25 protein-coding genes, 1 tRNA gene and 2 pseudogenes are annotated in these 25,242 nt (G+C 69.3%); 12 read left to right on the top strand and 16 right to left on the bottom strand.

Going from position 1 to position 25,242, the window contains the following annotated elements; genetic code table 11:
- Positions 1 to 113: 113 nt before the first annotated feature.
- Complete coding sequence (locus GQS09_RS08905; RefSeq protein ID WP_165985459.1) at positions 114 to 632, bottom strand: DUF3830 family protein; 519 nt, start codon at positions 630 to 632, stop codon at positions 114 to 116.
- Positions 633 to 1,112: 480 nt separating this feature from the next.
- Between GQS09_RS08905 and ehuB the strand changes: the two genes are divergently transcribed.
- From ehuB to GQS09_RS08870, 7 genes are all read left to right on the top strand, one after another.
- Positions 1,113 to 1,952, top strand: coding sequence for an ectoine/hydroxyectoine ABC transporter substrate-binding protein EhuB (gene ehuB, locus GQS09_RS08900; RefSeq protein WP_165985458.1), 840 nt, complete (start codon positions 1,113 to 1,115; stop codon positions 1,950 to 1,952).
- Positions 1,949 to 2,695 carry an ectoine/hydroxyectoine ABC transporter permease subunit EhuC gene (gene ehuC / locus GQS09_RS08895; RefSeq protein WP_165985457.1) on the top strand — a complete coding sequence of 249 codons (747 nt, stop codon included), beginning with the start codon at positions 1,949 to 1,951 and terminating at the stop codon, positions 2,693 to 2,695. Before ehuB ends, ehuC begins: the two co-directional genes overlap by 4 nt.
- Positions 2,692 to 3,342, top strand: coding sequence for an ectoine/hydroxyectoine ABC transporter permease subunit EhuD (gene ehuD / locus GQS09_RS08890; RefSeq protein ID WP_165985456.1), 651 nt, complete (start codon positions 2,692 to 2,694; stop codon positions 3,340 to 3,342). Before ehuC ends, ehuD begins: the two co-directional genes overlap by 4 nt.
- Before the next feature lie 46 nt (positions 3,343 to 3,388).
- Positions 3,389 to 4,228 carry an ectoine/hydroxyectoine ABC transporter ATP-binding protein EhuA gene (gene ehuA / locus GQS09_RS08885; protein ID WP_165985464.1) on the top strand — a complete coding sequence of 280 codons (840 nt, stop codon included), beginning with the start codon at positions 3,389 to 3,391 and terminating at the stop codon, positions 4,226 to 4,228.
- A gap of 174 nt (positions 4,229 to 4,402) precedes the next feature.
- Complete coding sequence (locus tag GQS09_RS08880; protein WP_165985455.1) at positions 4,403 to 5,161, top strand: IclR family transcriptional regulator C-terminal domain-containing protein; 759 nt, start codon at positions 4,403 to 4,405, stop codon at positions 5,159 to 5,161.
- A gap of 103 nt (positions 5,162 to 5,264) precedes the next feature.
- Positions 5,265 to 5,338, top strand: a tRNA-Lys gene (locus tag GQS09_RS08875).
- A gap of 145 nt (positions 5,339 to 5,483) precedes the next feature.
- Complete coding sequence (locus tag GQS09_RS08870) at positions 5,484 to 5,975, top strand: ester cyclase (protein ID WP_165985454.1); 492 nt, start codon at positions 5,484 to 5,486, stop codon at positions 5,973 to 5,975.
- A gap of 80 nt (positions 5,976 to 6,055) precedes the next feature.
- Here the strand turns inward: GQS09_RS08870 and GQS09_RS08865 are convergent.
- Positions 6,056 to 6,259, bottom strand: a pseudogene (locus tag GQS09_RS08865) (antibiotic biosynthesis monooxygenase family protein); the annotation flags it as partial.
- Between the two features lie 24 nt (positions 6,260 to 6,283).
- On the opposite strand from GQS09_RS08865, the gene GQS09_RS08860 reads away from it, so the two are divergent.
- Complete coding sequence (locus GQS09_RS08860; RefSeq protein WP_093840549.1) at positions 6,284 to 7,900, top strand: recombinase family protein; 1,617 nt, start codon at positions 6,284 to 6,286, stop codon at positions 7,898 to 7,900.
- A 132-nt stretch (positions 7,901 to 8,032) separates the two neighbouring features.
- On the opposite strand, the gene GQS09_RS08855 is transcribed toward GQS09_RS08860, so the two are convergent.
- The 3 genes from GQS09_RS08855 to GQS09_RS08845 form a co-directional block, all read right to left on the bottom strand.
- Entirely contained in the window at positions 8,033 to 9,406 is a 1,374-nt protein-coding gene (locus GQS09_RS08855; protein ID WP_093840548.1) for a replication initiator, read from the bottom strand.
- 749 nt (positions 9,407 to 10,155) lie between these two features.
- Complete coding sequence (locus GQS09_RS08850) at positions 10,156 to 10,443, bottom strand: hypothetical protein (protein WP_139238397.1); 288 nt, start codon at positions 10,441 to 10,443, stop codon at positions 10,156 to 10,158.
- An 8-nt stretch (positions 10,444 to 10,451) separates the two neighbouring features.
- A complete protein-coding gene (locus GQS09_RS08845) occupies positions 10,452 to 10,688 on the bottom strand; it encodes a hypothetical protein (protein ID WP_093840546.1) in 237 nt (78 codons plus the stop codon).
- Between the two features lie 703 nt (positions 10,689 to 11,391).
- Between GQS09_RS08845 and GQS09_RS08840 the strand changes: the two genes are divergently transcribed.
- A complete protein-coding gene (locus GQS09_RS08840) occupies positions 11,392 to 12,570 on the top strand; it encodes a helix-turn-helix domain-containing protein (protein WP_093840545.1) in 1,179 nt (392 codons plus the stop codon).
- 277 nt (positions 12,571 to 12,847) lie between these two features.
- Here the strand turns inward: GQS09_RS08840 and GQS09_RS29245 are convergent.
- Positions 12,848 to 12,982, bottom strand: a pseudogene (locus GQS09_RS29245) (antibiotic biosynthesis monooxygenase family protein); the annotation flags it as partial.
- Between the two features lie 51 nt (positions 12,983 to 13,033).
- Between GQS09_RS29245 and GQS09_RS08830 the strand changes: the two are divergent.
- Entirely contained in the window at positions 13,034 to 14,746 is a 1,713-nt protein-coding gene (locus tag GQS09_RS08830) for a recombinase family protein (RefSeq protein ID WP_165985452.1), read from the top strand.
- A gap of 39 nt (positions 14,747 to 14,785) precedes the next feature.
- Here the strand turns inward: GQS09_RS08830 and GQS09_RS08825 are convergent, their stop codons facing one another.
- The 5 genes from GQS09_RS08825 to GQS09_RS08805 all read right to left on the bottom strand — a co-directional run bounded on the left by GQS09_RS08825 (position 14,786) and on the right by GQS09_RS08805 (position 18,967).
- Positions 14,786 to 15,460 carry a hypothetical protein gene (locus GQS09_RS08825; RefSeq protein ID WP_399552454.1) on the bottom strand — a complete coding sequence of 225 codons (675 nt, stop codon included), beginning with the start codon at positions 15,458 to 15,460 and terminating at the stop codon, positions 14,786 to 14,788.
- Positions 15,453 to 16,757 carry a replication initiator gene (locus tag GQS09_RS08820; RefSeq protein ID WP_313896060.1) on the bottom strand — a complete coding sequence of 435 codons (1,305 nt, stop codon included), beginning with the start codon at positions 16,755 to 16,757 and terminating at the stop codon, positions 15,453 to 15,455. The genes GQS09_RS08825 and GQS09_RS08820 overlap by 8 nt, the downstream gene beginning before the upstream one ends.
- 382 nt (positions 16,758 to 17,139) lie before the next feature.
- Positions 17,140 to 17,322: a hypothetical protein gene (locus GQS09_RS08815; protein ID WP_165985450.1), complete on the bottom strand. Its 183-nt coding sequence runs from the start codon at positions 17,320 to 17,322 to the stop codon at positions 17,140 to 17,142.
- Positions 17,322 to 18,623: an FtsK/SpoIIIE domain-containing protein gene (locus tag GQS09_RS08810; RefSeq protein ID WP_165985449.1), complete on the bottom strand. Its 1,302-nt coding sequence runs from the start codon at positions 18,621 to 18,623 to the stop codon at positions 17,322 to 17,324. Before GQS09_RS08810 ends, GQS09_RS08815 begins: the two co-directional genes overlap by 1 nt.
- Positions 18,623 to 18,967: a hypothetical protein gene (locus tag GQS09_RS08805; protein WP_165985448.1), complete on the bottom strand. Its 345-nt coding sequence runs from the start codon at positions 18,965 to 18,967 to the stop codon at positions 18,623 to 18,625. The genes GQS09_RS08810 and GQS09_RS08805 overlap by 1 nt, the downstream gene beginning before the upstream one ends.
- Positions 18,968 to 19,121: 154 nt before the next feature.
- Here GQS09_RS08805 and GQS09_RS08800 point away from each other — a divergent pair, with 154 nt between their 5' ends.
- Positions 19,122 to 19,877, top strand: a complete 756-nt coding sequence (locus GQS09_RS08800; RefSeq protein WP_165985447.1) for a GntR family transcriptional regulator — start codon at positions 19,122 to 19,124, stop codon at positions 19,875 to 19,877.
- Positions 19,878 to 20,236: 359 nt separating this feature from the next.
- Here GQS09_RS08800 and GQS09_RS08795 read toward each other — a convergent pair whose 3' ends face one another.
- The 4 genes from GQS09_RS08795 to GQS09_RS08780 all read right to left on the bottom strand — a co-directional run bounded on the left by GQS09_RS08795 (position 20,237) and on the right by GQS09_RS08780 (position 22,357).
- On the bottom strand, positions 20,237 to 20,716 hold the full coding sequence (locus GQS09_RS08795; protein ID WP_165985446.1) for a hypothetical protein: 480 nt from the start codon (positions 20,714 to 20,716) through the stop codon (positions 20,237 to 20,239).
- A gap of 118 nt (positions 20,717 to 20,834) precedes the next feature.
- The gene (locus GQS09_RS08790; protein ID WP_165985445.1) at positions 20,835 to 21,119 is read right to left on the bottom strand and encodes a hypothetical protein; all 285 of its coding nucleotides are present in this window, start codon (positions 21,117 to 21,119) and stop codon (positions 20,835 to 20,837) included.
- A gap of 288 nt (positions 21,120 to 21,407) precedes the next feature.
- Positions 21,408 to 21,635, bottom strand: coding sequence for a hypothetical protein (locus GQS09_RS08785; RefSeq protein ID WP_165985444.1), 228 nt, complete (start codon positions 21,633 to 21,635; stop codon positions 21,408 to 21,410).
- 182 nt (positions 21,636 to 21,817) lie between these two features.
- Entirely contained in the window at positions 21,818 to 22,357 is a 540-nt protein-coding gene (locus tag GQS09_RS08780; protein WP_165985443.1) for an ATP-binding protein, read from the bottom strand.
- Between the two features lie 217 nt (positions 22,358 to 22,574).
- On the opposite strand from GQS09_RS08780, the gene GQS09_RS08775 reads away from it, so the two are divergent.
- Entirely contained in the window at positions 22,575 to 23,945 is a 1,371-nt protein-coding gene (locus GQS09_RS08775; RefSeq protein ID WP_165985442.1) for a sporulation protein, read from the top strand.
- Positions 23,946 to 23,954: 9 nt separating this feature from the next.
- On the opposite strand, the gene GQS09_RS08770 is transcribed toward GQS09_RS08775, so the two are convergent.
- A complete protein-coding gene (locus GQS09_RS08770) occupies positions 23,955 to 24,827 on the bottom strand; it encodes a phosphotransferase enzyme family protein (RefSeq protein ID WP_165985441.1) in 873 nt (290 codons plus the stop codon).
- Positions 24,828 to 25,242: the final 415 nt, after the last annotated feature.

Here is a 25,242-nt window from a genome sequence, read left to right as displayed (position 1 = left end):
CGTGGCCCGGCGCCGTGGCCCGGCGCCGATGTCCCGCCCGGTGCCCGGACCGCCCGTGCCCCGGGCCCGTGCCGAGCGGCGCGGGCCCGGGGCGCACGGCACGGGCGGACGGCTCAGCTCATGCGGCGGAAGGAGAGCGTCTCCCCCACCGCCCCGCTGCGCCACACGTCCTGGCAGGCGTCGGCCATCTCCTCCAGCCCCTCGACCACCTGGCCCCAGACGATTCCGGGCACCCAGCCGACGTCGGCGTTGAGCAGCAGATTGTTCCGCTCGTAGAACAGCGCCAGATCGACCACCGTGGGCCCGCTCCGGTCCTCCGCGGCCCGCTCGTAGCCGTGCGAGCTGGTGGCCAGCGCGGTGCCGGAGAAGGTGAAGTAGCACAGGTCGCCCGGGATCGGGGTGACCGTGGGGTTCTCCAGCGGAGGCTCCGCCGGGGCGAAGGGCGGCAGCAGCGTGTAGATCTCGTTGCGGGCGTATTTGGCGTGGTACACGTCCCCGCTGAGCGGCAGGGCGTTCCACACCGCCTCACAGGTGAGCGGGGCGCGGTCGTCCAGAAGCCTGGCGGCACACCGCACGCCCCGCTTGTCCAGTGAGACCTCGATCAGCCGCGTACCGCCGTGCGATTCGGGCATGACGCCTCCTTTCTTTCCCGATCACGGACCCGGCAGGAGACGACACTCTATAACGAAATCCCCGAATCTGCACATAAACTTTTATATGACATGAATTCCCGAAACTCCTGCCCCCCGATTTCCCCCTGCCACAATGCACGCAAAGGCGGCGCCCGTTGCTCCCCTACCCGAATAGCTCCGCACAATTGCGCCGCTTCCCGTGCGCCGGGGGAGGCACATTGCGGGAACCGCCGCGGGACCGGCGCCCACCTGCCCGGACGGCCGCCGCCGGAGCCTTCTCCTCCGCATCCGATCCCCCGCCCGCCCGGCTTCCCCCGGCCCCTATCCCGCGGAGCCGAACGGCGGATACTCCGGTGCGCCTATCGCATGAGACGAAGGTAATTGGGTAGCAGGGCCCTCATGGCCAACCACAAAACAGAATCAAACGGACAAAGAGTTCGGAGACGGCATGGTCTAAGCCGGCGTGCGGTCCTCGCCGGAATGTCGGCACCCCTCGTCCTGGGCGCCGCGGGCTGCGCCAGGATCGACACCCGGGCCGCGGAAGACGGCGGTGACCTCCTGGAGCGGCTGCGCGCCCAGGGATCCGTACGGCTCGGGATCGCCAGCGAGATCCCCTACTCCTATATCGACACGGACGGAAACCTCACGGGCCAGGCCCCGGCGATCGCCAGGGTCATCTTCGGCCGCCTGGGCATCGACCGGTTCCAGCCGGTGCTCACCGAATTCGGGTCGCTGATCCCCGGCCTCAACGCCCTGCAGTTCGATGTGGTGGCGGCGGGCATGTGGATCAACCCGGAACGCTGCCAGAAAGTCATCTTCTCCGACCCCGACTACGTTGCGAAGGACGCCTTCATCGTCGCCGAAGGCAATCCGCTCGGGCTGGAGAGCTACGCCGACATCGCCGAGACCGGCGCCCGGGTGGCCACCGGGCCCGGCTGGTTCCAGCGCGACTACGCCCTGGGCAACGGCGTGCCGGAAGGCAACATCGGCACCTACCCCGACCAGCTCGCCGGCCTCAACGCCGTCCGGCACGGGCGGATCGACGCCTTCTTCGGGACCGCGCCCACGATCGTGGCCGCGGCCCGGAACGCCGCCGGTGTGGAGGCCACCACCCCGTTCACCCCCGTGGTGGACGGCGAGGAGCAGATCGGCGCCGGCGGCTTCGCCTTCCGGCCGACCGAGACCAATCTCCGGGACGCCTTCAACGTCGAACTGCACAAGCTCAAGGACAGCGGCGAGCTGCTGGACATCGTCTCTCCCTTCGGATTCACCGAGGAAGACATGACGGACCTGACAGCAGAGGAGCTCTGTGCCGAATGACCTGGGGTCTCTTCACCAGCTGGATCCTGCCCGGCCTGTGGGTCACGGTACAGGTCACCGTCTTCAGCGCCGCCCTGGCACTGGTCGTCTCCTTTGTCATCGGCACCGCGCGCACCGCCCGCTCCCGCATCGTGCGGATCCTGGCCGGCACCTACTTCGAACTCTTCCGCAGCACCTCCGCGCTCGTCCTGCTGTTCTGGCTCGCCTTCGCCTTCCCGCTCATGTTCGGCTACCAGCTCATGCTGATGTGGGCCGGCGTCCTGGGCCTGGGACTGACCTACGGCGCATACGGCTCGGAAATCGTGCGCGGCGCCCTCGCCGCGGTACCGCAGGCACAGCGCGAGGCGGGGATCGCGCTGAGCTTCACCCGGTTCCAGCGGCTCCGCCGGATCGAGATCCCGCAGGCCTGGCCGGAAATGCTGCCGCCGTTCAACAACCTCTCCATCGAACTGCTCAAGGGAACCGCGCTGGTCTCGGTGATCACGGTCGCGGACCTCGCCTACGCGGGGAACGTCATCCGCATCACCATGCAGGACAGCGCCCCCGTCTACACCCTGCTGCTCGTCATGTACTTCATCCTCGCCTTCGCCATCACCCGCGGCATGCGGGTCCTGGAGCGGCAGGCCAAGGCCGGGGTCGGACGCCCGGTGGAAAGACGCCGTCGCACCTGGCGCAACCTGGTGCCCGTCGCCACCCGGATCGCCCCCGCTGACACATCCGCCACCGGAGGTGCCGCCAAGTGAACTGGGACTGGGACGCTGCCCAAGACTTCCTGCCCGACCTGTGGGACGGGCTGCTCGTCACCCTGCAGGCGCTCCTGTGGGGCAGCCTCATCGCCTTCAGCCTCGGTCTGGTCTGGGCCATGGCACTGCGCGGCCCCCGGGCCGTCGGCTGGCTGGTGAGCGGGTTCACCGAGTTCATCCGGAACACCCCGCTGCTGATCCAGCTCTTCTTCCTGTTCTTCGTGCTCCCCGAATGGGGCCCGACCCTGTCGCCGCTGGTCGCCGGCTCGATCGGGCTGGGACTGCACTACTCCACCTACACCATGGAGGTGTACCGGGCCGGCATCGACGGCGTGCCGGTCGGGCAGTGGGAGGCGGCGCGGGCGCTCAGCTTCTCCACCGGGCACACCTGGCGCCTGGTGATCCTGCCCCAGGCGATCCGCCGCGTGGTGCCGGCCCTGGGCAACTACGTGATCGCCATGCTCAAGGACACACCGCTGATCGCCACCATCGGCGTCCTCGACATGCTGGGCACCGCCCGGGCCTTCAGCACCGAATCGTTCAGCTACATCGAACCGTTCACCCTCGTGGGCATCGCCTTCATCGCCATCGCCTACCCGGCCTCCGTGCTGGTCCGCTTGCTGGAGCGCCGCCTTGCCAGCTACTGACCACCACCCCGAGGACCCCGGACACCCCCAGAACGCGGAGACCACCATGGACACGGACAACACCAAGGACGACACCACCAAGGACGACACCGCCAAGGACGCCGCCGCCCCGTGGGAGACGGGGACAGAGCTCATCCGCTTCCAGGACGTCACCAAGAGATACGGGCAGCAGGTCGTGCTGGACGATCTCTGCTTCTCCGTCTACGCGGGTAAGCACGTCACCCTGATCGGGCCCTCCGGCTCCGGGAAGACGACCATCCTGCGGCTGCTGATGACCCTCATCAAGGCCGACGAGGGCACCATCCGGGTCGACGGCGACTACCTCACCCACGAGGAACGGAACGGCAAGCTCGTCCCGGCCGGCGAACGGCACGTCCGCGAGGTGCGCAAGAAGATCGGCATGGTCTTCCAGCAGTTCAACCTCTTCCCCAACATGACGGTGATGCGCAACATCACCGAGGCCCCGCTACGGGTGCTCGGCCTGTCCAAGGACGAGGCCGAGCAGCGTGCCCGGGAACTGCTGGAGATGGTGGACCTGACCGAGATGACCGCCAAGTACCCCAGCCAGCTCTCCGGCGGCCAGCAGCAGCGGGTGGCCATCGCCCGCGCCCTGGCCATGCGGCCCAAGGTCCTGCTGCTGGACGAGGTGACCTCGGCCCTCGACCCGGAACTCGTGGCCGGCGTCCTCGACGTCCTCACCGACATCGCCCACCACACCGACATCACCATGCTCACGGTGACCCACGAGATGAACTTCGCCCGGGACATCTCCGACTGCGTGATGATGTTCGACCGGGGCAAGATCCTGGAGGCCGCCACCCCGGAGAAGCTCTTCAACGAACCCGACCACGAACGCACCCGCGAATTCCTCAACGCCGTGCTCTAGAACCGCACAGGTCCGGAGCCGCACCGGGGATCGGGACAGGCGGACGAACCGCACAGCATATGCCGTCTTGTCCCGCGCCCTCCCACGGCAGCCCCGCCCCGCTACGCTGTACGAGTCATCTGCTGACGGCGAGTAGCGGCGAGTACCGGTGGAGCATGGTCCGAGGAGGACGTCGTGTCGCTCAGTCCCGGGGTGACCACCCCCTTCTACCCGGTGCAGTACGCGCTGCGGCTGCTGGAGGCCGTGGTGGAGCGGCCGGACGGCATCCCCGAGGGCGAGCTGGCCCGGCACACCGGCATGCCGCCGGGCCGGCTCGCCCCGCTGCTGGCCATGCTGGCCGGCGAGAACTACCTGCGCCGCCGGGACGACGGCTCCTGGTCCGCCGGCGACTCCCTGCTCCTGCTGGGCACCGCCGCGTCCCGGCCCGCCGTCCGCGAGCTCCGCCTCCGCCGGGCCCTGGACGAACTCCGCGCCGAGATCGGCGCCGCCGTCTACCTCGGCCGCTACGAGGACGGCGAGCTGTCCATCCCGCACATCTCCGCCGCCCCGGAGACCCCGGCCGTGCACCAGTGGGTCGACTTCCGCACCGCCGCGCACGCCACCGCGATCGGCAAGTGCCTGCTCAGCCAGCTCGACCACGACGGGCGCCGGGACCACCTCGCCCGGCACCGCACCGCCCGGCTGACCGCCCGGACCATCACCGACGAACGGGTGCTGATGACCGCCCTGGACCGCCACCCGGCCACCATGCCGGTGCTGGACCTCCAGGAGTACGCGGTCGGCACGCTGTGCGCCGCGGTCCCGCTCACCGCCGGAGCCTGGGTCGGCTGCCTGGCCCTCTCCCTCCCGGTCGGCGAGGCGCACCGGCTCCGCGAGGCCGCCGAGACCCTCAACCGGAAGGTCGCCCCCGCCCTCCTGCCGCTGCTCCTGTGACCCGGGCTCCCCCGGTCGGCACCACCGCCGCACAGCGGGTAGTATTTCCCCGTCGCCACCGCGGTGACCCGAGATGCTTCCCGGGCACGGCGGAGCGCATCAGGCGCCGCTAGCTCAGTTGGTTAGAGCAGCTGACTCTTAATCAGCGGGTCCGGGGTTCGAGTCCCTGGCGGCGTACCCCGCGCGGGCCCCGGCCGGATTCCCCCGGCCGGGGCCCGCGGCGTTCCCGGGCGCCCCAGCCGCCCTCGACCGCACGCCCGTAGCCTTCGCCGACACGGCCGGCGAGACCACCCTCCCGGCCGCCCCGCCCGGAGGAGGCCGCATGACCACCCAGACCGCCCCGACCACCGCAGCCGAGGCCGCCGAGCTGACCCTGCCCGGCACCGACCGGCCACTGCCGGGCGCCGCGCTGCGGGCCGCCCGCGAACGCACCGTCCTCGGCCACGCCATGGCCCAGGCCACCGGCGACGTCGACGGCATACTCGCCGCCTTCCCCCGTGGCGTCGTCTACCGCATCCTGCCGTTCGAGGAGCAGCCCCTGGTCAGACCCGACCAGATACGCGGCTACCTGGACGGGATGCGCGAGGCGTTCCCCGACATGGAGCACCGGGTCGCCGTGGTGCACCACACGGCTGACGCCGTGATCCTGGAGGGCGCCGTCGCCGGCACCCAGGCCGCCGAGTGGCGGGGCATCCCCAGCCGCGGCAAGCGCATGGAGGTCCCGGTCGCGGTCTTCTTCCACTTCGACGGCGACGTCCTGGTCGACGAGACCATCTACTACGACCACGCCACCGCGGCCCGCCAGCTCGCCTGAACCCCCCGCACCACCACGGACCGACGGCCCCGCCGGCCCCCCGGCGACCGCGGGCCGTGGTGGTGCCCCCGGCAGAACAGCTAGCCGGCCGCCTTCGGCCCGGCCTGCTGCACCACCTCGAAGCTCCAGACCTCCGACCCGGACGCCGCCGGGCGCCGCTGCTCACCGCCCGGCCCGCCGGTGTGCGCCTGGCGCATCGGCCCTGCCATCCACGCCTGGAAGTCCTCCTCACTGCGCCACCGGGTGTACACCAGATACCGGTCCGTGCCCTCCACCGGGCAAAGGGTGTTTCAATGTACCATTAGAACATGGACGAAGACCTTGTTCTCAGGGCACATTGGGGCAACTTGGAGGGGACCCATTGGGCCGTACTGGTCCGCCTCTCCACGGATGAGGACGACGACGGACGCCCGGCGGACCAGCGTGGACCGATGACCGGCCGGGACATCAAGAGCACCAAGGAACAGGAACGCGACGGCCGCCGGTTCATCACCAAGCGCGGCGGCAGGTGCGTCTACGTCTATGCGGAGCCGGACACCTCCGCCTGGCGCAAGAAGCGTGTGCGTCTGCCTGACGGCCGCGTGGTCTACCGTGTGGTGCGGCCGGTGTTCGAAGGAGCCCTTGAGGACCTGAAAAGTGGGCAGGCCCCGAACGGGGAGCGGCTAGACGGGCTGATCGTCTACGACATCGACCGGCTCACGCGGGACAACCGCCACCTTGAGGACGCCATCGATGTCGTGGAGCGCTTCCGGCGCCCCATCATCGACATCAACGGTAGCCTTGACCTGCTGACCGAGAATGGCCGAGCCACAGCGAGAGTCGTTGTCGCCATGAGTAACAAGCAGTCCGCCGACACCTCCCGCCGCGTGCGCCGACACCACCGCGCCTTGGAGCGCGAGGGCATCCCCACTGGGGGCGCCCGGCCGTTCGGCTGGAATGCCGACAAGCGCACCCTTCATCCGCAGGAATCCAAGTATCTCCGGGAGGGAATCGACCGGATCTTGGGTGGTGCTCCTGTACGAGCGGTGACGCAGCAGTGGAATGAGAAGGGGATCACCACCCCGCGCGGCAATTCGTGGAACACTACAAAGCTCAAGACACTGTTGCGCAACCCGCGCCTGTGCGGCTACCGCTCACGAAAGGTCCGCATTCCGAACCCCACTACGGGAAGCGAGAACGAGCGCTGGGAAGTCGTCTACGACGACGAAGGAAATTCCGTGATCGGCCAGTGGGACCGCCTTGTCAGCCCCGAGAAGTGGCAGGCCCTGCTTGAGGTCATCGGGGATCACATGCAGCCGGGCACCGGGCACAACACGCGCCGCTATCTCCTCACCGGCACTCTGCGATGCGACAAGAACGAGTGCGGGATGCCCCTGCGCGCGGCCAAGGCCGGACGCAAGGAGAACAAGCCGGAAGGCTTCTTCTACTACACCTGCCCCGACAAGGGGGCAGGCGGATGCGGCGGGGGCACCAAGATCCCCGGTCCGGAGGCGGACAAGGCGATCACGGAACTGGTCATCGCCAAGTACGAGGCCGAAGCAGCCGCCAGGGAGGCCACCGCCGCCCCCAAGACTTGGGAAGGTGAAGAAGAGCTCAAGCGCGTCAGGGAGGACATCGCCGACGCCAAGGAGGCCAGGCAGCTACGCATCCTGACCAAGGACCGCTATTTCTCCCTGTTGCAGGAGTACACGGCAAAGGAACGCAGGCTGGAACGCGACCGTAACCGCTGGATCAAGCAGCAGTACTCCGCGCAAGGCAAGCCCGTGGATCTCCGCGCCGAATGGGATGACCTCACTTTGGCGGAGCAGCGGGCATATGTGGAGCAGACACTAACCGCTGTACTGGTTTCCCCCGCCATCGGGCGGCGGAAGCCCGTTCACACCCGCCTCACGCCGCTTTTCCGGTCGGGAGAGGACGACGCCTAAGCCGCCCGTTCGGGGCGGCGGTCACTGACCCGGATACCGAGTATCGAATTCACCCGCCGCCACTTGCGCTCAGACCAGCGGGGAGCCTTCCGCGCTTGCACCCGCGCCCATCTCCGCAGCTCCTCATCCGGCTCAGCCATGAGGCCCCCGCCCGAATTCCTCCCGGACGACCTCACGATTCCGCGCAAGATCAGCGGCGATCCCGGCCGCCAGCAGCGCCGCCCCCGGGGAGTGCCCCGACCCCGCGTAGCGCCAGTGCTGGACCGTGATCACGGCCGAGCCCCACGGCCGCCGTCCCTGCACATGCGCCGCCCGCTCCGAGCGCAACGCCCGGTAGGTGGTGGAGAACACCCGGGATTTGGTCAGTACATGCCCCCGGAAGCCGAGCTGGTGAGCCCAGGCCCGCAGCCTCAGGCCCGCCAGCTCAGGCAGCGCCCCCAGTCGCCAGCAGGTTCCCAGCAGCGCCCGCACGTGTGCCGACACCGGCAAAGCCTTGATCATTTCCGGGCCGGTCACCGGCCGCGCCAGGCCCGCCCACCCGCCCGCCGCCGTGGTCCCGCCGCCGGACTTGGTCACATACTTCGCCACGTAGGAGGCCACCGCGTCCGCGTCATCCCCGCAGCCGTCGCCGATCTCACGCACGTCGATCTGATCGCCCCAGCGCAGGATGCGCTCACCCAGCGCCGCACACTCCGGCCCGGACAGCGCCACCGCCGCAGCCGCCCCGCGCACACAGTCGGCCAGCAGTGCGGCGTCCGCCCCGGCCGGAGCAGCCGAGCCCGGACCGCCCGCACCATCGAGCCGGACCACCGCATGCAGGTGCACCGCGCCCCGCCGCTGGTACTCCGCCACCTTCGCATACGAGACCCGCGCGGCCTGCCGCAGAGCGGAGCGCGACATGCCCAGCGCCGCCGCCAGGCGCGCCCACAGGTTGTCCGTGAACGCCTTCCACAACCGGCCCACCGAGGCGTTCCACAGCACATGCCCCGCGTAGTCGTAGCACTCGCCGCACACCGGCTGACCGATCAGCGGATCATCCCCGCCGTGATCCCCCGGACAGACGAGCAGACGGCCATGCCGACATCTGCCCAGGTCAGCCCTATGCCGGCCGCCGGGGCGAGGCTGCCCCGAGCGATGCACCGCCCCGAAGGACGGAGCCGTCAGCGTCACGAACAGCCGGGGCGCTGAGCGCACCTGATCCGGCACGCCCTTGCCGCCGAGCAGCCCGGCACGGACCAATTGCCAGGTATCGCCCGCGTGCAGCCACGAACACGGCTCACACACCGCCCGCCGCCGGTTCCCGCACCGCACCAGCAGCCGCTCACCGGGCTCACTCGCGGTGTCATAGTGCGACAGCACCTCACCGGTGCCCGCATCAGCATCCGTGCGCCAGCCGTTCAGCGCCACCGGATGCGCACACCCACCCGTGGCCCGCACAAGATCAAGCCACCGGGGAAACGCCTGGTCACCCGCCAGACGCACCACATCATCAACCGTCTCGGACACACGCCGGGTATCAGCCCGCGCCTCCGAGCCTGCAAGAGTCCAATCCCAAGAAGAACACCGAGCGCGCACCGTGGCGCACCTCCCACAACAGCCAACGGACAGGGGGGTCACGGCTGGCCATGGAAACCACCTCCGACACTCAGGCCGACGAACCGTCAGCAGCGGACCACGCAGAATCCGCACGGAAACCTGTGTCCTCACAGTGTGACACCGGGCAGTGACAATACCCCCAGCCCCAAGCGCCCAAACCGCCCTGCACTGCCCACCGTTGGCCGCTCCCGGCGAAGCCGTCGAAACTCTTCTCTACTCACTCAAGAGGGCGCGCCGCCCGGCGCGCCCGCGCCTCCCGGCGCCCCGGCCGGGCATGCGGCCTCCGGCCGGTCCCGTCCGGGCGCCCCCGCCGCTCCCCGCACCGGACCGGCGCACACACGACCCGCACGAACAGCCCGACATCCCGCCACCGCCAACCCCGAGTGCTCACCGGCCGACGGCCTCCAGGACGCCGGGCAGCCCACCACCCGGAGACCATCCGCAAGGCCCACCGCCCGGCGCCCCTCCGGCCGGCGGCAGCCCCCGGCCCACCACCGAAACCACCACCAGCCCAACCGTCGCGCTCCCGCCACAGCAAAGCGGCCCGGTCCCCACGAGCCACCGATGGGAACCGAGCCGCACCCGGCCGGGCAATCCCGGCCGACCCCGGGGCAAGGGAGAACGCAGGCCCGCCCCGAGGAGTCTTGGTCAGTCAGGCATTACCCCGCCTCATTCCGCGCCCGGTCGTGCCGTTCGTCCATCTCCGCGTCGTAGTACGGGTTGCCCGGCGCCGGTTCCACCACCCACGGCTGAGCCGTGCGCAATGTGAACCGGCGATGCGAGGGATTCAGCCCAGTGTGCTTGATCGCCCACACCTCCACCGACAGCGACTCATCCGACCCCGGCAGCGACACCATCCCGCACTCCAGGCACGCCGCCCTGTACACGATCCGGGGCACATCCGGGGACTCATCCAGAGACAGCGTCCACTCCGCTGTCTTGATCACGGCCCGGCTCACCTCGGCACCCCCCAACGCGAGCGCCGGTTCTCCACCGCAACCCGCACACGCAGCGATTCGCGGGCATCAAGGACCGTGACGCGCTCCCGGTCCGCATCCCACTCACGGCCGCCCGCCAGCGGACGCAACTGCACCCGCCCGCCAACGAAGTCCATCACCTCACCGACCTGATCACGCGCCGTGTCCCGAACCAGTTGCCCCCGCTCCAGTCCCGGGAGTTCTTCGCTGTTCACGCCTGCCGCCTCCCCCACACCCGCGACGCCAGCCGCGCCAGCACCGGCAGGGACTCACGGTCGCTCACCCGATGGCAGCACCGCACGTCCGTCCGCCAATGCCGACCCCGTCCCTTGACCGGCCGCAGCACAACAGCCGTACCCAGCACCTCAACGACCTGTCCGAGCTGCCGCACCCGCCCGTCACGCACCACCGCACCGGGCTTCATCCACACGGGAGGCATCAGCGCCACCCCCGCGCGACCACCAGCACCCGACGCCGGGGCCGCACCAGACCCGGAATCCGGCGCACGTACGGCCGTACCCGAGCCCAGCCCCCACGCTCCGGCCACACACGCGGCAACACCATCGTCGCCGCATCCACCACCGGAACCGCAGCGCCGGGCGGCGGCACCAACTCGCCTCGGTCACAGCTCAGGCGTTCCGGCTGTTCCACCAGGCCGGAACCCGGCCTTACGCTCCTCGGCCCCGACCTCCGGGCGTTACTCTTCATGCGTCAGCGCTCCTTCCAGCGACTGGCCACGCCCCCGGGCCGCTACCACGGCTGCGGGGGTTCTCGTCTGCTTACAGACAGTTAAATGACGGTGCGGCGAGGTGACTTGCACAGAAGTTGCACAATGCGTGAGGTGACAGGCACCGTGCGGCGTGCCTGAAAGGATGAGAGCATGGTGAGCAGAGCCACAGCACCGAGAGAAGCACGCCTATGGAGACGCAACTAACTCCCGGAGCCAACGTCAAGAAGCTGCGCAAGGACCGTGGTCTGTCGCAGCTCCAATTGGCTCGTAAAGCAAATATCTCAGTGTCCCTCCTCAGCAAGATCGAGGTGGGGGATCGTACCCTCACGCCCTCGGCAGCCGCCTCACTCGGACGTGCCATGGGAGTAACCATGGCTGAAGTCCAGGGACGGGCACCGATCGCTCACGACGAGGAAGCAGTAATTGCCGATCTCCGCAAGGCGATTCGTGATTTCGATCTGCCACGAGTGAAGCCGCCAACACTCGGAGAGATTCATGCGGAGCTGGAACGGGTTGATCAGCTCCGCGACACAGCAAAGATCACAAAGCTGATGCCCATGCTTCCACTGCTCCTCAAAAAGGCCACATCTCTGGCCCACGCCGAGAACTCTGAGGAAAGCTGGGCTGCCCTGGCAGACGTGTACGGGTCGGTCTACTGGATGGCCGCACGCCACCGCTGGATGGACCTGGCAGAGTTGGCGGTATCTCGTCAGCGCTGGGCGGCCGGACAGAAGCACAACCCCTTGAGCGAGGCCGTGGCCGCCAGGGACAGGGCAGGTACCTATCTGAACTTCGGGGACTGCGAAGGCGGTCTGATGGTCGTTGAACGTGCCATCAGCAGGGCTGAACGCGCACTGAGCGGCGAAGAACGAGACATCGCCGTCGGGCTGCTCAACCTGCGCGGGATGACTCTCGCAGGCAGACTGCCCGACGACAAGGAGGCCCGACGCGAAGCCAATCGCCACATTCAATCCGCCCGCCATGCCTCACAGCCGTTCACCAACGACTTCAAGGTACACGGGCTGACATTCGGCCCACGCAACACGTTCGTCCACAACTTGGCCACGCTGACAGACCTGGGCCGCCCCAAAAAGGCCCTGGGCCTGACGGATGACCTGGAGACGGCCACCAGCGGCCTGCCGCCACTGCGAATCGCCCACACCTACATCGCGGCAGCAAGAGCCCAGTTGGACGTGGGTGATGTCTCCGCCTCACTCGACAGCCTTTACCGCGCATGGAATACAGCACCTCAGTTGGCACGACTCAACCCCATGTGGCAAGAGGTTCTGCGCGTCATTGACTCCACGCATAAACGGGCGAATCCGCAATTGGCCGTTCTCCGCCAGGCATCCGGTATCGAGGACTGAATTCCACACACATCGTGTGTCGGGGCGGTCGGTCTCCGGGACTTTTAGGCAGCCACCATGGGGGGAGCCTCGAAGACCGGGCGCCCCATCGGGCTACATACCGGGCAGGCCACAAGCCAGCCCGATTCGCGGAGCCAGCGTACGGGCGCCCGATCTCTCCCCCCATGGCAGCTCCCGCCCAAAAGTCCCTCCGACCGCCCGCGTGATCACGCTCCCGGCCGTACCCTCGAACGGGTTTACCCGCGGCTTGACTAGTGGTACATCGGAACACCTGTTGTGGCCGCAGCAGCTCGAACCACTCGAACCCGTCCGCGCTCTCGACCAGCCCGGCCCGGGCACCGAACCGCTGCTCCAGCACCTCCCGCTGCTCCGCACTCACCGTCAGCACATTGATTTTTACAACGCTAGCCACATGACACCTCTCAAGCGAAGGAAGCCGGGGACGGCCCCTAACCTGGACCGCGTGCGAGCAGTCTCCTACATCCGCCAGAGCAAGCGACGCGAAGACGACTCCCAGGCGTCGCCCATGGCGCAGCACGAACGCTGCTCCTCGCTCATCGCCTCCAAGGGCTGGGAGGACTCCGGTCACTTCGAAGACGTCGGCAAGTCCGGCTGGGACCCCAACACCGTCCGCCCCGGCTTCGAGGAGATGATGAGCACCGTCCGCGCCGGACACGTGGACGCGGTGGTGGTCTTCTCCCTCTCCCGTCTCACCCGCCGGGGCGCACTCGAAGCGATGAAGATCATTGACGAACTGGAGCGCCACGGCGTCCGGCTCGTCTCCGTCGAAGAGCCCTACCTGGACACCTCCACCCCCGTGGGCGTCGGCATCCTGGCCATCATCGCCGGACTCGCCCAGCAGGAATCCGACCTGAAGTCGGACTACATCACCGCCACCAAGGACACCCTGCGCCGCGCCGGAAGCCACGTCTCCGGCATCGCCCCCTACGGCTTCCGGCCCGTCCGCGAAACGCGCGGCAAACTCACCGTCGTCCGTCTCGTCCCCGACCCGATCGAAGCCCCCGTCGTCCGCGACATGGTGCGACTGGCCATGGAGGGCCGTTCCGCCTCCCAGATCTCCAAGCACCTCAACGAGTCCGGTACCCCCACCAAGGCCGCGGCACTGGGCGAACGCGGAGCCGCCCGGATCGCCGCCCGCCGCGCCCGTGGCACCTCCCAGGCCATGGAGCGCCCCGCCTGGGTCTCCTCCACGGTGCTCCGCATCCTCCGTGACCCCCGGCTCGCCGGTTACGCCGCCGTCTGGGAAGGCCGCTCCCCCGCCACCAAGGACGACAACGGCGACGTCCTCAACGGCACCGCCGGAAAGCGGGCCATCCTGCGCGACGACGAAGGCCGCCCCGTCGAGGCGCACGAGCCGATCGTCCCCGCCGACGAGTGGTGGCGACTGCAAGACGTCCTGGACGGCCGCTCCCGCACCGTCGTCCGGACCGGCGAGCGGCGCGTCGCCTCACTTCTCGCCGGCCACGGCCTGCTGTTCTGCGACGTCTGCGGATCGGTCATGGTCTCCGACCGCCGCGCGAACACCCGCTACTACCGCTGCAACCGCGCCGCCGGCATGGTCCCCGGCCACGGTGGTCTGGTCATCAACCGCGCCGAGGCAGACGACGAAGTCACCCGCCGCGTCTGGACCCGCCTCATCTCCCTGGACCCGGACGATCCCGACGACCGGGAATGGCTGGCCGAAGCCTCCCGCCGCTTCGCCCACCAGGAGGACACCTCACAGCGGGAAGCGGATCTTGCCGCCGTCCGTGCCGAGCTGGAACACGTCCGCGAATCGCTCCGCGTGCTCTACGCCGACCGCCAGGACGGTCTCTACGCCGGTTCCACCGGCACCACCATGTTCCGCGAATCCGTCGAACGCCTCACCCAGCACGAGGCCCGCACCGCCGCCCGCCTCACCGAGCTGGAAGCCGCCGCCGAGACCACCGTCACCATCCCGGCCGAGTGGACGAACCCGGAGGGTGACCCCTTGGGCGAAGGCTCCCCGTGGCGTTCCTGGGACCTTGCCCAGCAACGCACCTTCCTCGCCCTCTTCATCGATTCCGTGCGCATTGCCAAGGCCAGCGGCCGAGGCCGCCACGCCAACACCCGCGACCGCATCCTCATCCACTGGGCCACCCGCCCCGAAGCCGACTCCCCCAACGCCGACGAGTAGCCGACCGTCCACGTCTCCGCGCACGGCCCTGCCCACACCTCACACCGCCGGGTCCCCTGCCCCGGCCCGGCAGCGGCCGTGCGCGGAAACGGACCACTCGCCGTCACTCTGCCGGACCTCCAACAACGGCCGATGAAAGAGCACAGCACCTCCCTCCGCGCCCCGCCACTCCTGCGGCCGGAGCACCAGCCGGCCGTTCACCGGTCCACCTTCCGGCAGCTCCACCCTGATCGCCGCCGCAGCACCCGCGAACTCCCACGACCCCGACCGGAACCCGAACACCCCCGCACTCAGGGCACCGCCCAGCCGGAACAGCACGCGCGTGACCGGCAGCGGCCCTCTTCCCTCCCGTGCCCGCCGTCGCCGCTCGTCTGGCAGCCGCGGGCAGCCACAGGGCCTGCCCCGTTCCCCATCGGGCGACAGATACTCGGTGGCGTCGCAGTGGTGGACCAGCCCTTTGGCCGTCCACTGCATCAGCTCCGTCCGGACGCTTCCCCGCCCGCAGAGCTGAACCGCGACGGCCGCCTCCTGCGTGACCACCTCGAAGCCCTCTTCCTCTCCCTCCCGGTTGAGCACCGGTCGGCCGCCCAGTAGTTCGGCCACCGTTGCCGCCGCTGCGGCATCCGGGGTCGTCACACGCCAGGAGGTCAACCCATCGGGACGGTTCCCTATCCGGCGACCGGCCCGGAACCACCCGGCGACTCGCTCACCCATCGGCCCGCCCCCGCTGCTCTCGCAGGACTTCCCGCAACCGGGTCAGGTCATGAGAGATCCCACGGGCCAGCTCCGTCTCTCCGGCGTTGTACCCGGAGCCGACATAGCGCCACTGCGCATCGGTCAGCGCGTCATCACCGAAGGTCTCCCCGCCGCGCCCATGCTCCGCCCGCTCCTCCCGCAGTGCGGCGTAAGTGGTGGAGTAGGCCCGGGACTTGGTCAGGACGTGCCCCCGGAACCCGAGGGTGTGTGCCCAGGCGCGCAGGTTCAGCGCGCCCAGTTCCGGCAGGCCGCCGAGGCGCCAGCACGTCCCCATGAGTGCCCGGACGTGTGCCGAGACCGGCGCTGCCGTGATGTCCTCCGGCCGCCTGATGCGGTGGTCGAGTCCTGCCCCGGTTTCGTCTGTTCCCTTGGTGACGTATTTGGCGACGTAGGCGGCGACCGCGTCATCGGTCAGGGCGTCGCGCTCTCCGAAGGCGCGTAGCGGCCGGGTGTCGAGCTGCGTGCCCCAGCGCAGTTCCCGCTCACCCAGCGCGGGGGTGTAGGGGGTGGTCAGCCGCACGGCCGCCGCCGAGCTGCGGACTGCCAAGGCCAAGGTGTCCGCGTCGGCCCAGTGCGGCGGCCGGCTGCCCGGCCCTTCCCCACCATCCAGCCGGAGCACGGTGTGAAGGTGGATGGCCGCCCGTTTCTGGTATTCGGCGATCTTGGCGTAGGAGATGCGCACCGTCCGCCGAAGGCTGCTGCGGGTGCGCCCGCTGCGGGCGGCAAGGTGGTGGTAGAGGTTGTCGGTGAAGGCTTTCCACAGGCGTCCGGTGTGTGCGTGCCAGAGGACGTGTCCGGGGTAGTCGTAGCAGTCCGGGCACAGCGGTTGCCCGACGCGCGGTTCCTGCGGCGGGTGCTGCTCCCGGCAGGCCAGCGGCCGGCCGTGTTCGCATCGTGTGCTGCCGCGTCGCGGTCGGCAGGGCTGCCGCCCATCTGTGCTCCGGTGAACCGGGCCGTAGCTGGGGGCGGTGAGGGTGAGGAACAGCCGGGGGTGGTCGCGGACGCTGTCGGGGACAGTTTTGCCGCCGGTCAGTCCGGCGCGGATGAGGTGGTAGGTGTCTCCGGCGTGGAGGCGTGAGCAGGTGGGGCAGACGGATGCGCGGCGGTTGCGGCAGCGGATGAGGAGTCGTTCCCCGGGCTCGCCGGTGGTGTCGTAGTGGTGGAGTATTTCGCCGGTGGTGGTGTCGTGGACGGTGGTGGAGCCTGCCAGGTGGATGGGGTGGGCGCAGGCGCCGGTTGCGGTGACTTGTTCCAGCCAGCGGGTGAAGCGGGGATCGGTTGCGAGGCGGATGATGTCGCGTTCGGTGTCGGTGAGGTGGCGCAGGCGCGCCGCCTGGCCGAGTGCGGCGCGCCTGTGGGCCGGGGTGTGCTTGGGGGTGATGGGGTGGGTCCCTTCCGGGGTGGGCCGCCGAGGCGGCCGGGGTGGTGGGGTTGTGGCGCGTGGTCATGGCGATCACCTCTCGTGGTCGGGTTGGTCGGGGTGGTTGTTGGTGTGGTGTGTCAGCGGATGGAGCCGGTGCCCCGGCAGACCCGGCAGCGGCGGCGGCCGGTCCGGGTCCGGCGGGAGCCTTCTCCCTTGCAGTGGGTGCAGCGCACCCGGCGCATGGTCACGGCAGGTTGCCTCTTTCTGTGCCCGGTCAGCCGAGGCCGCCGAGGAGCCAGTTGACGGTGGCGACGACGGCCCAGCCCATCGGGGTCATGGCCAGGTAGAACCCGAACAGGCCGATCAGGACGGCTTCCCAGGCGCGGACGTCGCGGGAGCGGACCAGCAGGACGGTGATGATGCCCAGGACCACCACCAGCGGCATGACCGCCTCCATCACTCCTCACCCCCTTGCCCGTCTGTGTCGGGGCGGAGGAAGGGCAGCCAGGGCTTGCGGGAGGCGTAGCGCAGGGAGGCTTCCTTGGCTTGGGCCGGGGTGGTCAGGTACGAGCGCGCCCGCACCCAGCCGGCCCCGTCCGCTGTGGTGACCGCGACGCCCTGTTCCCGCAGGTGGATCGCCTGAGCCACCGCCACCGCATCCTTGTTCAGATCCCCCAGGACCATTTCGGCCGTTGCGGGGTCGTTGACGCGGTGGCAGATCCGGCCGCCGAGCTGGGCGCGCAGCGCGGTGACCCCCGGCCCCAGGTCGGAGCCGACCCTTTGCCCGGCCACCACCAGATGGATTCCCAGGGCGGCGCCGAGCTGGGCCAGGCGCAGCAGGTAGGTGGAGCACTGTTCGGCTTCCGCCTTCTCCTCCCGGCTGCCGCCGGTCAGATACAGCTCCGCCAGTTCGTCCACCAGGACCACCACCGGGACCGGCCGCAGCTTCTCGGGCAGTTCCCAGATGGAGCGGGCACCGGCCGCGCGGCAGACCTCCATCCGGTCCCGAAGTTCCGTCACCAGTGCGCCCAGCAGCCGCACCGCTTCGGTCCGGGAAGTGGCAAGGGCGGAGAGGCGTTCGGTGAACAGGCCCAGCTCCATGCCGCCCTTGCAGTCCACCGCCACCAGCGCGAGCGGCTGCGGAGCCAGCCGGTCCACCAGGCGGGCCAGCAGGGTGGACTTGCCCGACCGGGTAGCCCCCACGATCAGCCAGTGCGGAACGGCCCGGAAATCGATCACCCATGCCCGGCCGGTCTCCAGCGCACCGACCTCCGCCCGCAACAGCTCCTCTTCCACACCGCCGGTCGGACGCAGCTCCCCCAGCGGATCACGTGCCGTCGCAGTGATCACGACCTCTCCCCGCTCAGGGGAGACGATGCGCACCGCGTGTGCCCGCCAGGCATGGGCCAGCGCATCGGCCGCCGCGAGGAACGGCGCCGGAGTCTGCCCCGGATGCAGCCGCACCCGCAGCTCAAGCCCGTCCCGACGCGGTGCGGGGAAGCCGATACGCGGCGCGGTGGCCCGCAACGGCTCGCCCTTGACCGCCACATCACCCAGCACCCGCCGGGCAGGCCGGTAGGACACCGACAGGTCATTGAGCTGCGCGACCTTCCGCCAGGTGAACACCACCCGCGCGGCCATCACCGGGTAGCCGGTCAGATACCAGTGCCACTCAGGCCGCCGAGCCCGCAGCTCCCGGCCAACCAGCGTCATCCATGCCAGCAGCGCTAAGGCGAAGGCCAGCAGAACGGCTTCCATCACCGTTCACCGCCCTTGGCTCCACTGGTCGCGGGGAGCGGGGTGAGGGCGGCGGCGCGGAAGCTGATCCCGTGCCGCTCACCCATGGACCAGGCGAACGCCTCCAGCCCGGTGATCGCCAGCGCCGTGCCCTCTTCAATGCCCTTGGGTTCGCCGGTCACGGCCACCTCGATCACCGAGGCCCGCCGGCCGTCCTGGCGCACCAGCACACCCACGGTCCACACCGGGTTGCCCTCCCGGTCCTTCTTCACCTCTCCCGTCTCGTAGTTGCTGATCTTCACTTCCGGCGCCACGGCGCACCGCAGCACGCCCAGACGCGAGGTGTCCACAGGGATGGACTGCATGTCGGTGGACCTCCAACCACTCACGGACGCCCCACACAACAGGACGTCACTCGTCATGACGAGTGACGAGTATGCACCCCTTGGAACCGGAGAAGCAACAACTTATGCTGACGAGTGACAACAGCCGTGCCCACATCACAGCGGGAGCCCGCCCATGGCAGAAATCCAGCGCCCCTCAGCGCTCTACAAGCAGGTCGCCGCCGCCCTGCGCCACGCCATCACCAGCGGCGAGTTTCCCCCGGGCACCCCCCTGCCCTCCGAGACCCAGCTCATCGAGCGCTACCAGGTCTCCCGCCCCACCGTCCGCAACGCCATCGCCGCCCTACGCGCCGAAGGACTCATCGAGGTCATCCACGGCAAAGGCAGCTACGTCCGCACCCAGCCCACCGCCACGGCCACCCTCACCCGCGCCATCACCCGCAACCCGGACGGCACCTACACCACCGACCTCAGCGCTCTTGCTCTCGCCGAGACCCCGCACATCTACCGCACCCACACCGACACCCACACCGCCCCATTCCTCGAACTGGACGAAGGGGAAGCGCTCTTCGGTGTGGACCGCCTCTATGCCACCCCGGCAGGCGCCCGCATCGCCCACCGCACCCTGATCCCGTTCGCCACCGCCGAAGGCACCGAACTGGCCGACCACCCCGACACCGACCCGGACCGCATCTACTCCCTGCTGGCCGAAGCCGGGCACTCCCTCACCTGGACCGAGACCACCAGCGCCCGCATGCCCCGCCCCGACGAGCGCACCACCCTGCGCCTGCCCGACGCCACACCGCTGCTCCACACCACCCGCATCACCCACGGCAACACCGGCCCACTCATCCTCGAAGACCTCCACACCAGCGGCGACACCACCCGCGCCACCTACCGCATCACCGCCGACACCGCCGCCCAGAGCTGACCGGCCGAGCTGTCGAAACTCTTCTTCACTTCCTCAAGGGCGCGCCTTGCGGCGCGCCGCCGGCCCGGCGCCCGGGGACGGGCATGCGGCCTGACGGCCGGTCCCGCCCCGGCGCCGCCGGCCACACCAGAGAAGCCGCGCCCCAGGGTCAAAGACATCGGTGGTCACTGCCGGTCGGCTCCACGGCTTTACGCACCTGCCCGGACCGGGACCCGCGTCGGGCAAGCCCAGGGGGCCAATCGGCCGGACACACCGGGCAGGGCTCCGCCCCGCCCGATCTCGCGGAAGCAGCGTACGGCCCCCTGGACATGCCCGACCCCACCCCGGGCAGGACACCGCCCAAACCCGCTCCACCGACCTCACTCGGCATGGGGACCGAGCTCAAGCCACTTGTCAGCGTCGCCCTTTCTGACGTGTACACAGACGAGCGTAAGCGTTGCAGGAGGCTTGAACTCGATAACGAAAGAGGTTACTTCACCAGATATGGCGCTCTGTTCATCGAAATAAGGTTTCACCTTGGTTATATATCGTCGGGGGAGAATGTGAATTGCTCCGGAATCCAGCTCGAATATCAGAGGCGATCCGGGTTCAAACCAGGCGACCCCTGGACCGCCCATGTGTGCACGTGTGAGGGTCAGTGCGGCCCCATCGCCCCTGGCCTGCACACGTCCTTCCCCAGGCGCCCCGAAGGGGTCGAACTGTTCCACGAGGCGCCCATGAGGGTCTATGACTTGATACACCATCCGCAGAGGCAGAGCCTTTTTCGCCTTCCAACGCCTGATTCCGACTAGCAACGCAGCAACGAGGAGAATCCATGGAATGACCTCTGCGGCGACCACTGAGCCTACCCCTTCCTACCGCCCATTGGAGGTGCGAGTATGCCAGTCCGCCGTCGCTCAAGTCACCGTGTGTGCTCAACTGGTCCGCTGCCGCTTCCGCACGATCAAGCCTCCCCGCTCAGTCACCAGGAGCACATAGGTCGCCGTTCACGGCCCGAGCAAGCTTGCAGACCAATGCGGCCGGAAGGCTCAGGTGCAGAAGGCCACCGCCGGTGGGGGTGGTATCGGCTCGGTAGATGAGGGTTGCGGTGTCCCCGAGAGCGGCCAGGGCCCGGCGAAGTTCGGCCGCTGCCTGATGAGCGTCGCGCCAGCCGGCCACGTAGTCGATGCCCGGTGTCCAGAGGGCAGCGTCGGGGTCGAACAACTGGCCCTGGTCCGGTTCGTCGGTGTTCGGGTCGCGCATCGCCCAACTCTCCCTGTGGCGTAGTGACTTGCAGTCAGGGCCGGGAGCGCGGTGTTGATCGTCACGACCGCTGCCCCGGTACCATCGGTACCGGGGTCGTGAGCGATCCCTGCCGGATCACCCCGGAAGCTGCCAGGCGGAGGGGTGGTCCGGTCTTGCGTATGCGGTTGTTGGTGCGGGCCGACTCCCGGCAAGAGCCACGTTGCGGGGAGCCGGCCCGCAGTCACGGCGGAGGGCCTTCCGCCGTCCCCGGCCGGTGCGCGAGGCCGGGGAGTCTTCGGTGGTCCGCTACTCGGCCGGGGTGGCCCGGAGGTGGCCGGTGATGGTGTAGCGGTAGGTGGGGTGCCGGGTGCGGCCGGCGTGGCGCAGGCACCACAGTTCCGGTGCGTCCCTTGATGGGGACGGTGGGGAGGTCTCCGCGCAGGTGGTGCATTCGGCGGTGTGGCTGGGCGGTTCGGCATCGGTGTCGGCCGTGAGTGTCCAGTTCACGTAGCGCATGACGGTTCTCGTGGTCATGGGTGCGGCTCGCTGTTCTGTGGGGGGAGGGTTCCGGGTGGCCTCCCGGCCAGGGGAGATCGGAGGGCGGGAGGCCACCCGTCGACCGGTCCCGAGTCGGGTGCCGGCCGTGGGCCGGAGCAGCCATCCACGCGACCCCAGGGCGCGGCTGCCTGTAGCTGCTCCGGTGTTCGTGGTGCCGGTCATCGGTGGGTGTCCGGCTTGAGGTCGAAGCGGCAGAAGACGCTTTTGCCGCCGTCGTCGCGCGGTGCCCACCACACGGAGTTGGCGAAGGTCTGGACGAGGAAGAGACCACGTCCGCTGTCGGGCAGCAGGTCGTCCGGTTCGGTGGCCGGTGTGCCGGGGTGGATGAGTTCGCCGACCGGGAGCATGGGCGGGGTGCTGTCTTCGTCGGACACCTCGATGAACAGCCACTTGGGCCACGCGCGGAAGGCCACGGTGATAAGCCGGTCGCCGGGGGCGGATGTGGAGCGTCCGTCCGGGGTGGCGTGCAGCACGGCGTTGCCGACGAGTTCGGAGACGCACAGCGCCATGTCACCTGCCAGGTGGGCAAGGCCCCAGTCGGCGGCCGTCTCCCGTGCCATGCGGCGGGCGACGAAGCAGGTGTCGTCGGAGTCGGCGAACAGCAGTATGGAGCGGTAGCGTTCGGCAGCCGCGAGGGTGGCCGGCTCCAGCAGTGCGAGATGCGCGGACGGTGGTCCCTGATCCTCTCTCGGCTCCATGGGGTCCTCCTCGCCATCGGCGAGGCCCGTCCCCGCCGTTGTGGAGAACAGTCCACCGCCCGGAACACGCGGGCGGGAGTGTTCACCAGGGGGTCCATGTGCACAGGGGGGTTCACGGCGGAAGCGGGTGGGGGTTCGTGAGTGAACCCCCTTACGCGGTGCGCCTTCCGTGGCAGGATGAGCACCTAGCGTCATCCCACTGGACGCAGGGGGGAGCATGACCAGGGAGCCGAATACCCGGCTGGCCCGGCTCATGGCCGAGGCCGGAGTGTCGAACAAGGGGCTGGCCAAGCGGGTATGCGATGTCGCCAGGCGACGCGGCGCGCATGTCGGCACGACGCATGTGTCGGTGCAGCGTTGGCTTGATGGCAGCGGGATTCAGCCCCAGACCGCCGGTTTCCTCGCCGAGGCGTTGAGCGAGAAGCTGGGGCGCCGGGTGCAGCCGGCCGATCTCGGCTTCCCCGGCATCCTGCCCGGACCAGCGGTGACGGGGGCCGGTTACGCGGGCACGCTGAATGAGGCTCTCGGCATCTTCGACGGGCTGACCCAGCTCCAGCCGGAGGACGACGCGCAGAGCCGCTTACTTCTGGCCGAGGGCGAGGTCAACTCGGCGGTGCTGTCATGGCTGGTGTCGCGGCCGGACGGGCTACCCGCAGGCAACGGCAGCACTCGCCGCGTGGGCATGCGGGATGTCGCCGCGGTACGTACGGCGGCCGAGATGTTCATGTATCTGGACTTCAAGTTCGGAGGCGGTCACGGTCACCGGCCGCTGCGGCACTACTTCCGCGAGGACGTGCTCCCACTGCTGCGGGCCGACTACAGCGAACGGGTGGGCACGGCACTGTTCGGCGCGGCAGCGGAGATAGCGCAGCTCCTCGCCTGGACTGCCTACGACACCGGCAGCCATACCCTGGCCAACCGCTATCTGCTGGCGACGCTGCGGCTGACACAGGTGGTGGACGACCGGATGATGGGTTCCCGCATCCTGGCCAACATGAGCCACCAGGCCAACTATCTGGGCCAGGCCCCCAGGGCGGTTCGGCTGGCCAGGGCCGCCGTGGAGGGCGGCAAGGGCCGGGCCACGCCCAGGGCCATGGCGCTGTTCTCCGCTCACGAGGCTCGCGCGCTGTCCACCGTTCGCGATGCGTCGGGAGCCGGCCGGGCCATGTACGAGGCCGAACGGTACTTCGACCAGGCAGACACCGGAGACGATCCGGACTGGCTGGCCTATGTGGACGAAGCGGAGATCGTCGGCGAGTTCTGCCACTGCTTCCGGGATCTCGGGGAAGGCCGGAAGGCTGTCGAGTTCGCCCAGCGGGCAGTGGAGCTGACCGATCCCAAGTACGCGCGGACGCTCGGGTTCTGCCGCATGGTGCTGGCCCAAAGCCAGTTGCTCAACGGCGACCTGGACGCGGCCGTGCACACGGCGACGCTGGCACTGGAGGCGGGCGAGGCGTTGCAATCGACACGCTTCCAGCGCTACGTGACCGACTTCCAACGGGAGGTCTCCCCGCACACCGCCAACCCCGCCGTCCGGGAGTTCGGCGACCGGGTGCGCGTCGCTCTCGCCGAGCTGGACGACGAGTAGTCCTGCCGGTCAGGCCGGGTGCCAGTCGCGCGGCGCATCGTCGTCCCGCAGGGAGGCGATACGCCGGGCGTACTCCTGCGCCACCTCCGGACTCTCTGCGACGTTCTGCATGAGCCACGTGGTCATCTGGAACTCCTGGATGCCCCGCAGGACCGGGAAGCCGGGCCAGTCGGCCAGATCCCGCCCGTAGGCGCGCACGAAGTCGGCGTACTGCTCCGGGGTCTGCCACCCCATGCTGTGGTGCTCGGTCGCGGTGACCATCAGATCCCACTCCGGGTGATCGAAGCAGAAGCCCTCGAAGTCGATCAGGACCGGTTGACCGGTGTGATTCACCATGAGGTTCTGCACGTGCGCGTCACCGTGGACGGGGCCGCGCCGTGAGTCGAACCACAGTTCCGCCAGCCGGTCCCGCAACTCCCGGCCACGCTTGCGCAGGAACTCCCGGTCGTCCTCCGGTATTCCGGTGATCCGTTCGACACGCAGATCGGTCCGGGCGAAGGGCTGGACGGGCGGCAGCTCCAGGCCCGCCGGCACCGCCAAGGCGTGCAGATCCCGGAGGACGCTGCCCAGCTCCGCGTACGTCGGCTTGCGGTCCGCCTCCCGGATGAGATGCCAGAAGGTCACCGGGCGATTCTCGACGAGAAGAGGCTGTTCGATGTCCTCCAGGACGCGGGAGGCGGGAAAGCTCTCCCGGGCCAGCCATCCGGAGACCTGGACCTCACGCCGCACCGAGGGCAGATAGTCGGCGGACCGTGCGATGCGGACGATGACCGGGTGCCGGGCCAGGCGGAACAGGGCGTTCTCGCCGAAGCGGATCAGTTCTGCGTCATCGCTGCTCAGACCGGCCGTCCGGCAGGCGTTGCGCAGCACGCGAACCGCCATGGCGGACGTGAATTCCTGGGCATGGTCAGGCGCCACACCGCATCAGCTCCCCACACCTGGTGACCACTCCCCCGGCCACACCGAGGCAGACGGCAGAACCGGAGACATCAAGGAGACGGTACCCACGCCCGGCCATGACGGCAGAAGCGCGGATCGGAGTCCGGCCGCCGTCGCGGTGAACGACGGACGGCGGCGGGTGCGGCAAGCTGGTCAAAGGGACTATGTGGCTGGCTTGACAGTCTCTTTGATCTTCACCACGCTCATGCCGCTCATCCTCTCGCACGACGCCGCCGGGCACGGTGAGGCCCGGGGAGGAAGGGACGGGGGTGGCGGGCGGGGCCGGCGGGCGGATGAGCGTCACTGGCCGGTTCGGAGGTTATCCGGGTGCGGCATATGGGGCATACGTGGCACCGTT

It is taken from the genome of Streptomyces sp. YIM 98790, from assembly GCF_011421595.1.
Classification (GTDB): domain Bacteria; phylum Actinomycetota; class Actinomycetes; order Streptomycetales; family Streptomycetaceae; genus Streptomyces.
Note: the sequence above shows the minus strand (reverse complement) of the source record. Positions and strands in the feature narration are given on the sequence as shown.

What these genes read in the sequence shown, in the direction of transcription:
- GQS09_RS08905 (WP_165985459.1), bottom strand. Translation starts at nt 632, where the DNA reads ATGCCCGAATCGCACGGCGGTACGCGGCTGATCGAGGTCTCACTGGAC.
- ehuB (WP_165985458.1), top strand. Translation starts at nt 1,113, where the DNA reads ATGTCGGCACCCCTCGTCCTGGGCGCCGCGGGCTGCGCCAGGATCGAC.
- ehuC (WP_165985457.1), top strand. Translation starts at nt 1,949, where the DNA reads ATGACCTGGGGTCTCTTCACCAGCTGGATCCTGCCCGGCCTGTGGGTC.
- ehuA (WP_165985464.1), top strand. Translation starts at nt 3,389, where the DNA reads ATGGACACGGACAACACCAAGGACGACACCACCAAGGACGACACCGCC.
- GQS09_RS08870 (WP_165985454.1), top strand. Translation starts at nt 5,484, where the DNA reads ATGACCACCCAGACCGCCCCGACCACCGCAGCCGAGGCCGCCGAGCTG.
- GQS09_RS08860 (WP_093840549.1), top strand. Translation starts at nt 6,284, where the DNA reads ATGGACGAAGACCTTGTTCTCAGGGCACATTGGGGCAACTTGGAGGGG.
- GQS09_RS08840 (WP_093840545.1), top strand. Translation starts at nt 11,392, where the DNA reads ATGGAGACGCAACTAACTCCCGGAGCCAACGTCAAGAAGCTGCGCAAG.
- GQS09_RS08825 (WP_399552454.1), bottom strand. Translation starts at nt 15,460, where the DNA reads ATGGGTGAGCGAGTCGCCGGGTGGTTCCGGGCCGGTCGCCGGATAGGG.
- GQS09_RS08815 (WP_165985450.1), bottom strand. Translation starts at nt 17,322, where the DNA reads ATGGAGGCGGTCATGCCGCTGGTGGTGGTCCTGGGCATCATCACCGTC.
- GQS09_RS08810 (WP_165985449.1), bottom strand. Translation starts at nt 18,623, where the DNA reads ATGGAAGCCGTTCTGCTGGCCTTCGCCTTAGCGCTGCTGGCATGGATG.
- GQS09_RS08805 (WP_165985448.1), bottom strand. Translation starts at nt 18,967, where the DNA reads ATGCAGTCCATCCCTGTGGACACCTCGCGTCTGGGCGTGCTGCGGTGC.
- GQS09_RS08800 (WP_165985447.1), top strand. Translation starts at nt 19,122, where the DNA reads ATGGCAGAAATCCAGCGCCCCTCAGCGCTCTACAAGCAGGTCGCCGCC.
- GQS09_RS08790 (WP_165985445.1), bottom strand. Translation starts at nt 21,119, where the DNA reads ATGCGCGACCCGAACACCGACGAACCGGACCAGGGCCAGTTGTTCGAC.
- GQS09_RS08785 (WP_165985444.1), bottom strand. Translation starts at nt 21,635, where the DNA reads ATGACCACGAGAACCGTCATGCGCTACGTGAACTGGACACTCACGGCC.
- GQS09_RS08780 (WP_165985443.1), bottom strand. Translation starts at nt 22,357, where the DNA reads ATGGAGCCGAGAGAGGATCAGGGACCACCGTCCGCGCATCTCGCACTG.
- GQS09_RS08775 (WP_165985442.1), top strand. Translation starts at nt 22,575, where the DNA reads ATGACCAGGGAGCCGAATACCCGGCTGGCCCGGCTCATGGCCGAGGCC.
- GQS09_RS08770 (WP_165985441.1), bottom strand. Translation starts at nt 24,827, where the DNA reads ATGGCGGTTCGCGTGCTGCGCAACGCCTGCCGGACGGCCGGTCTGAGC.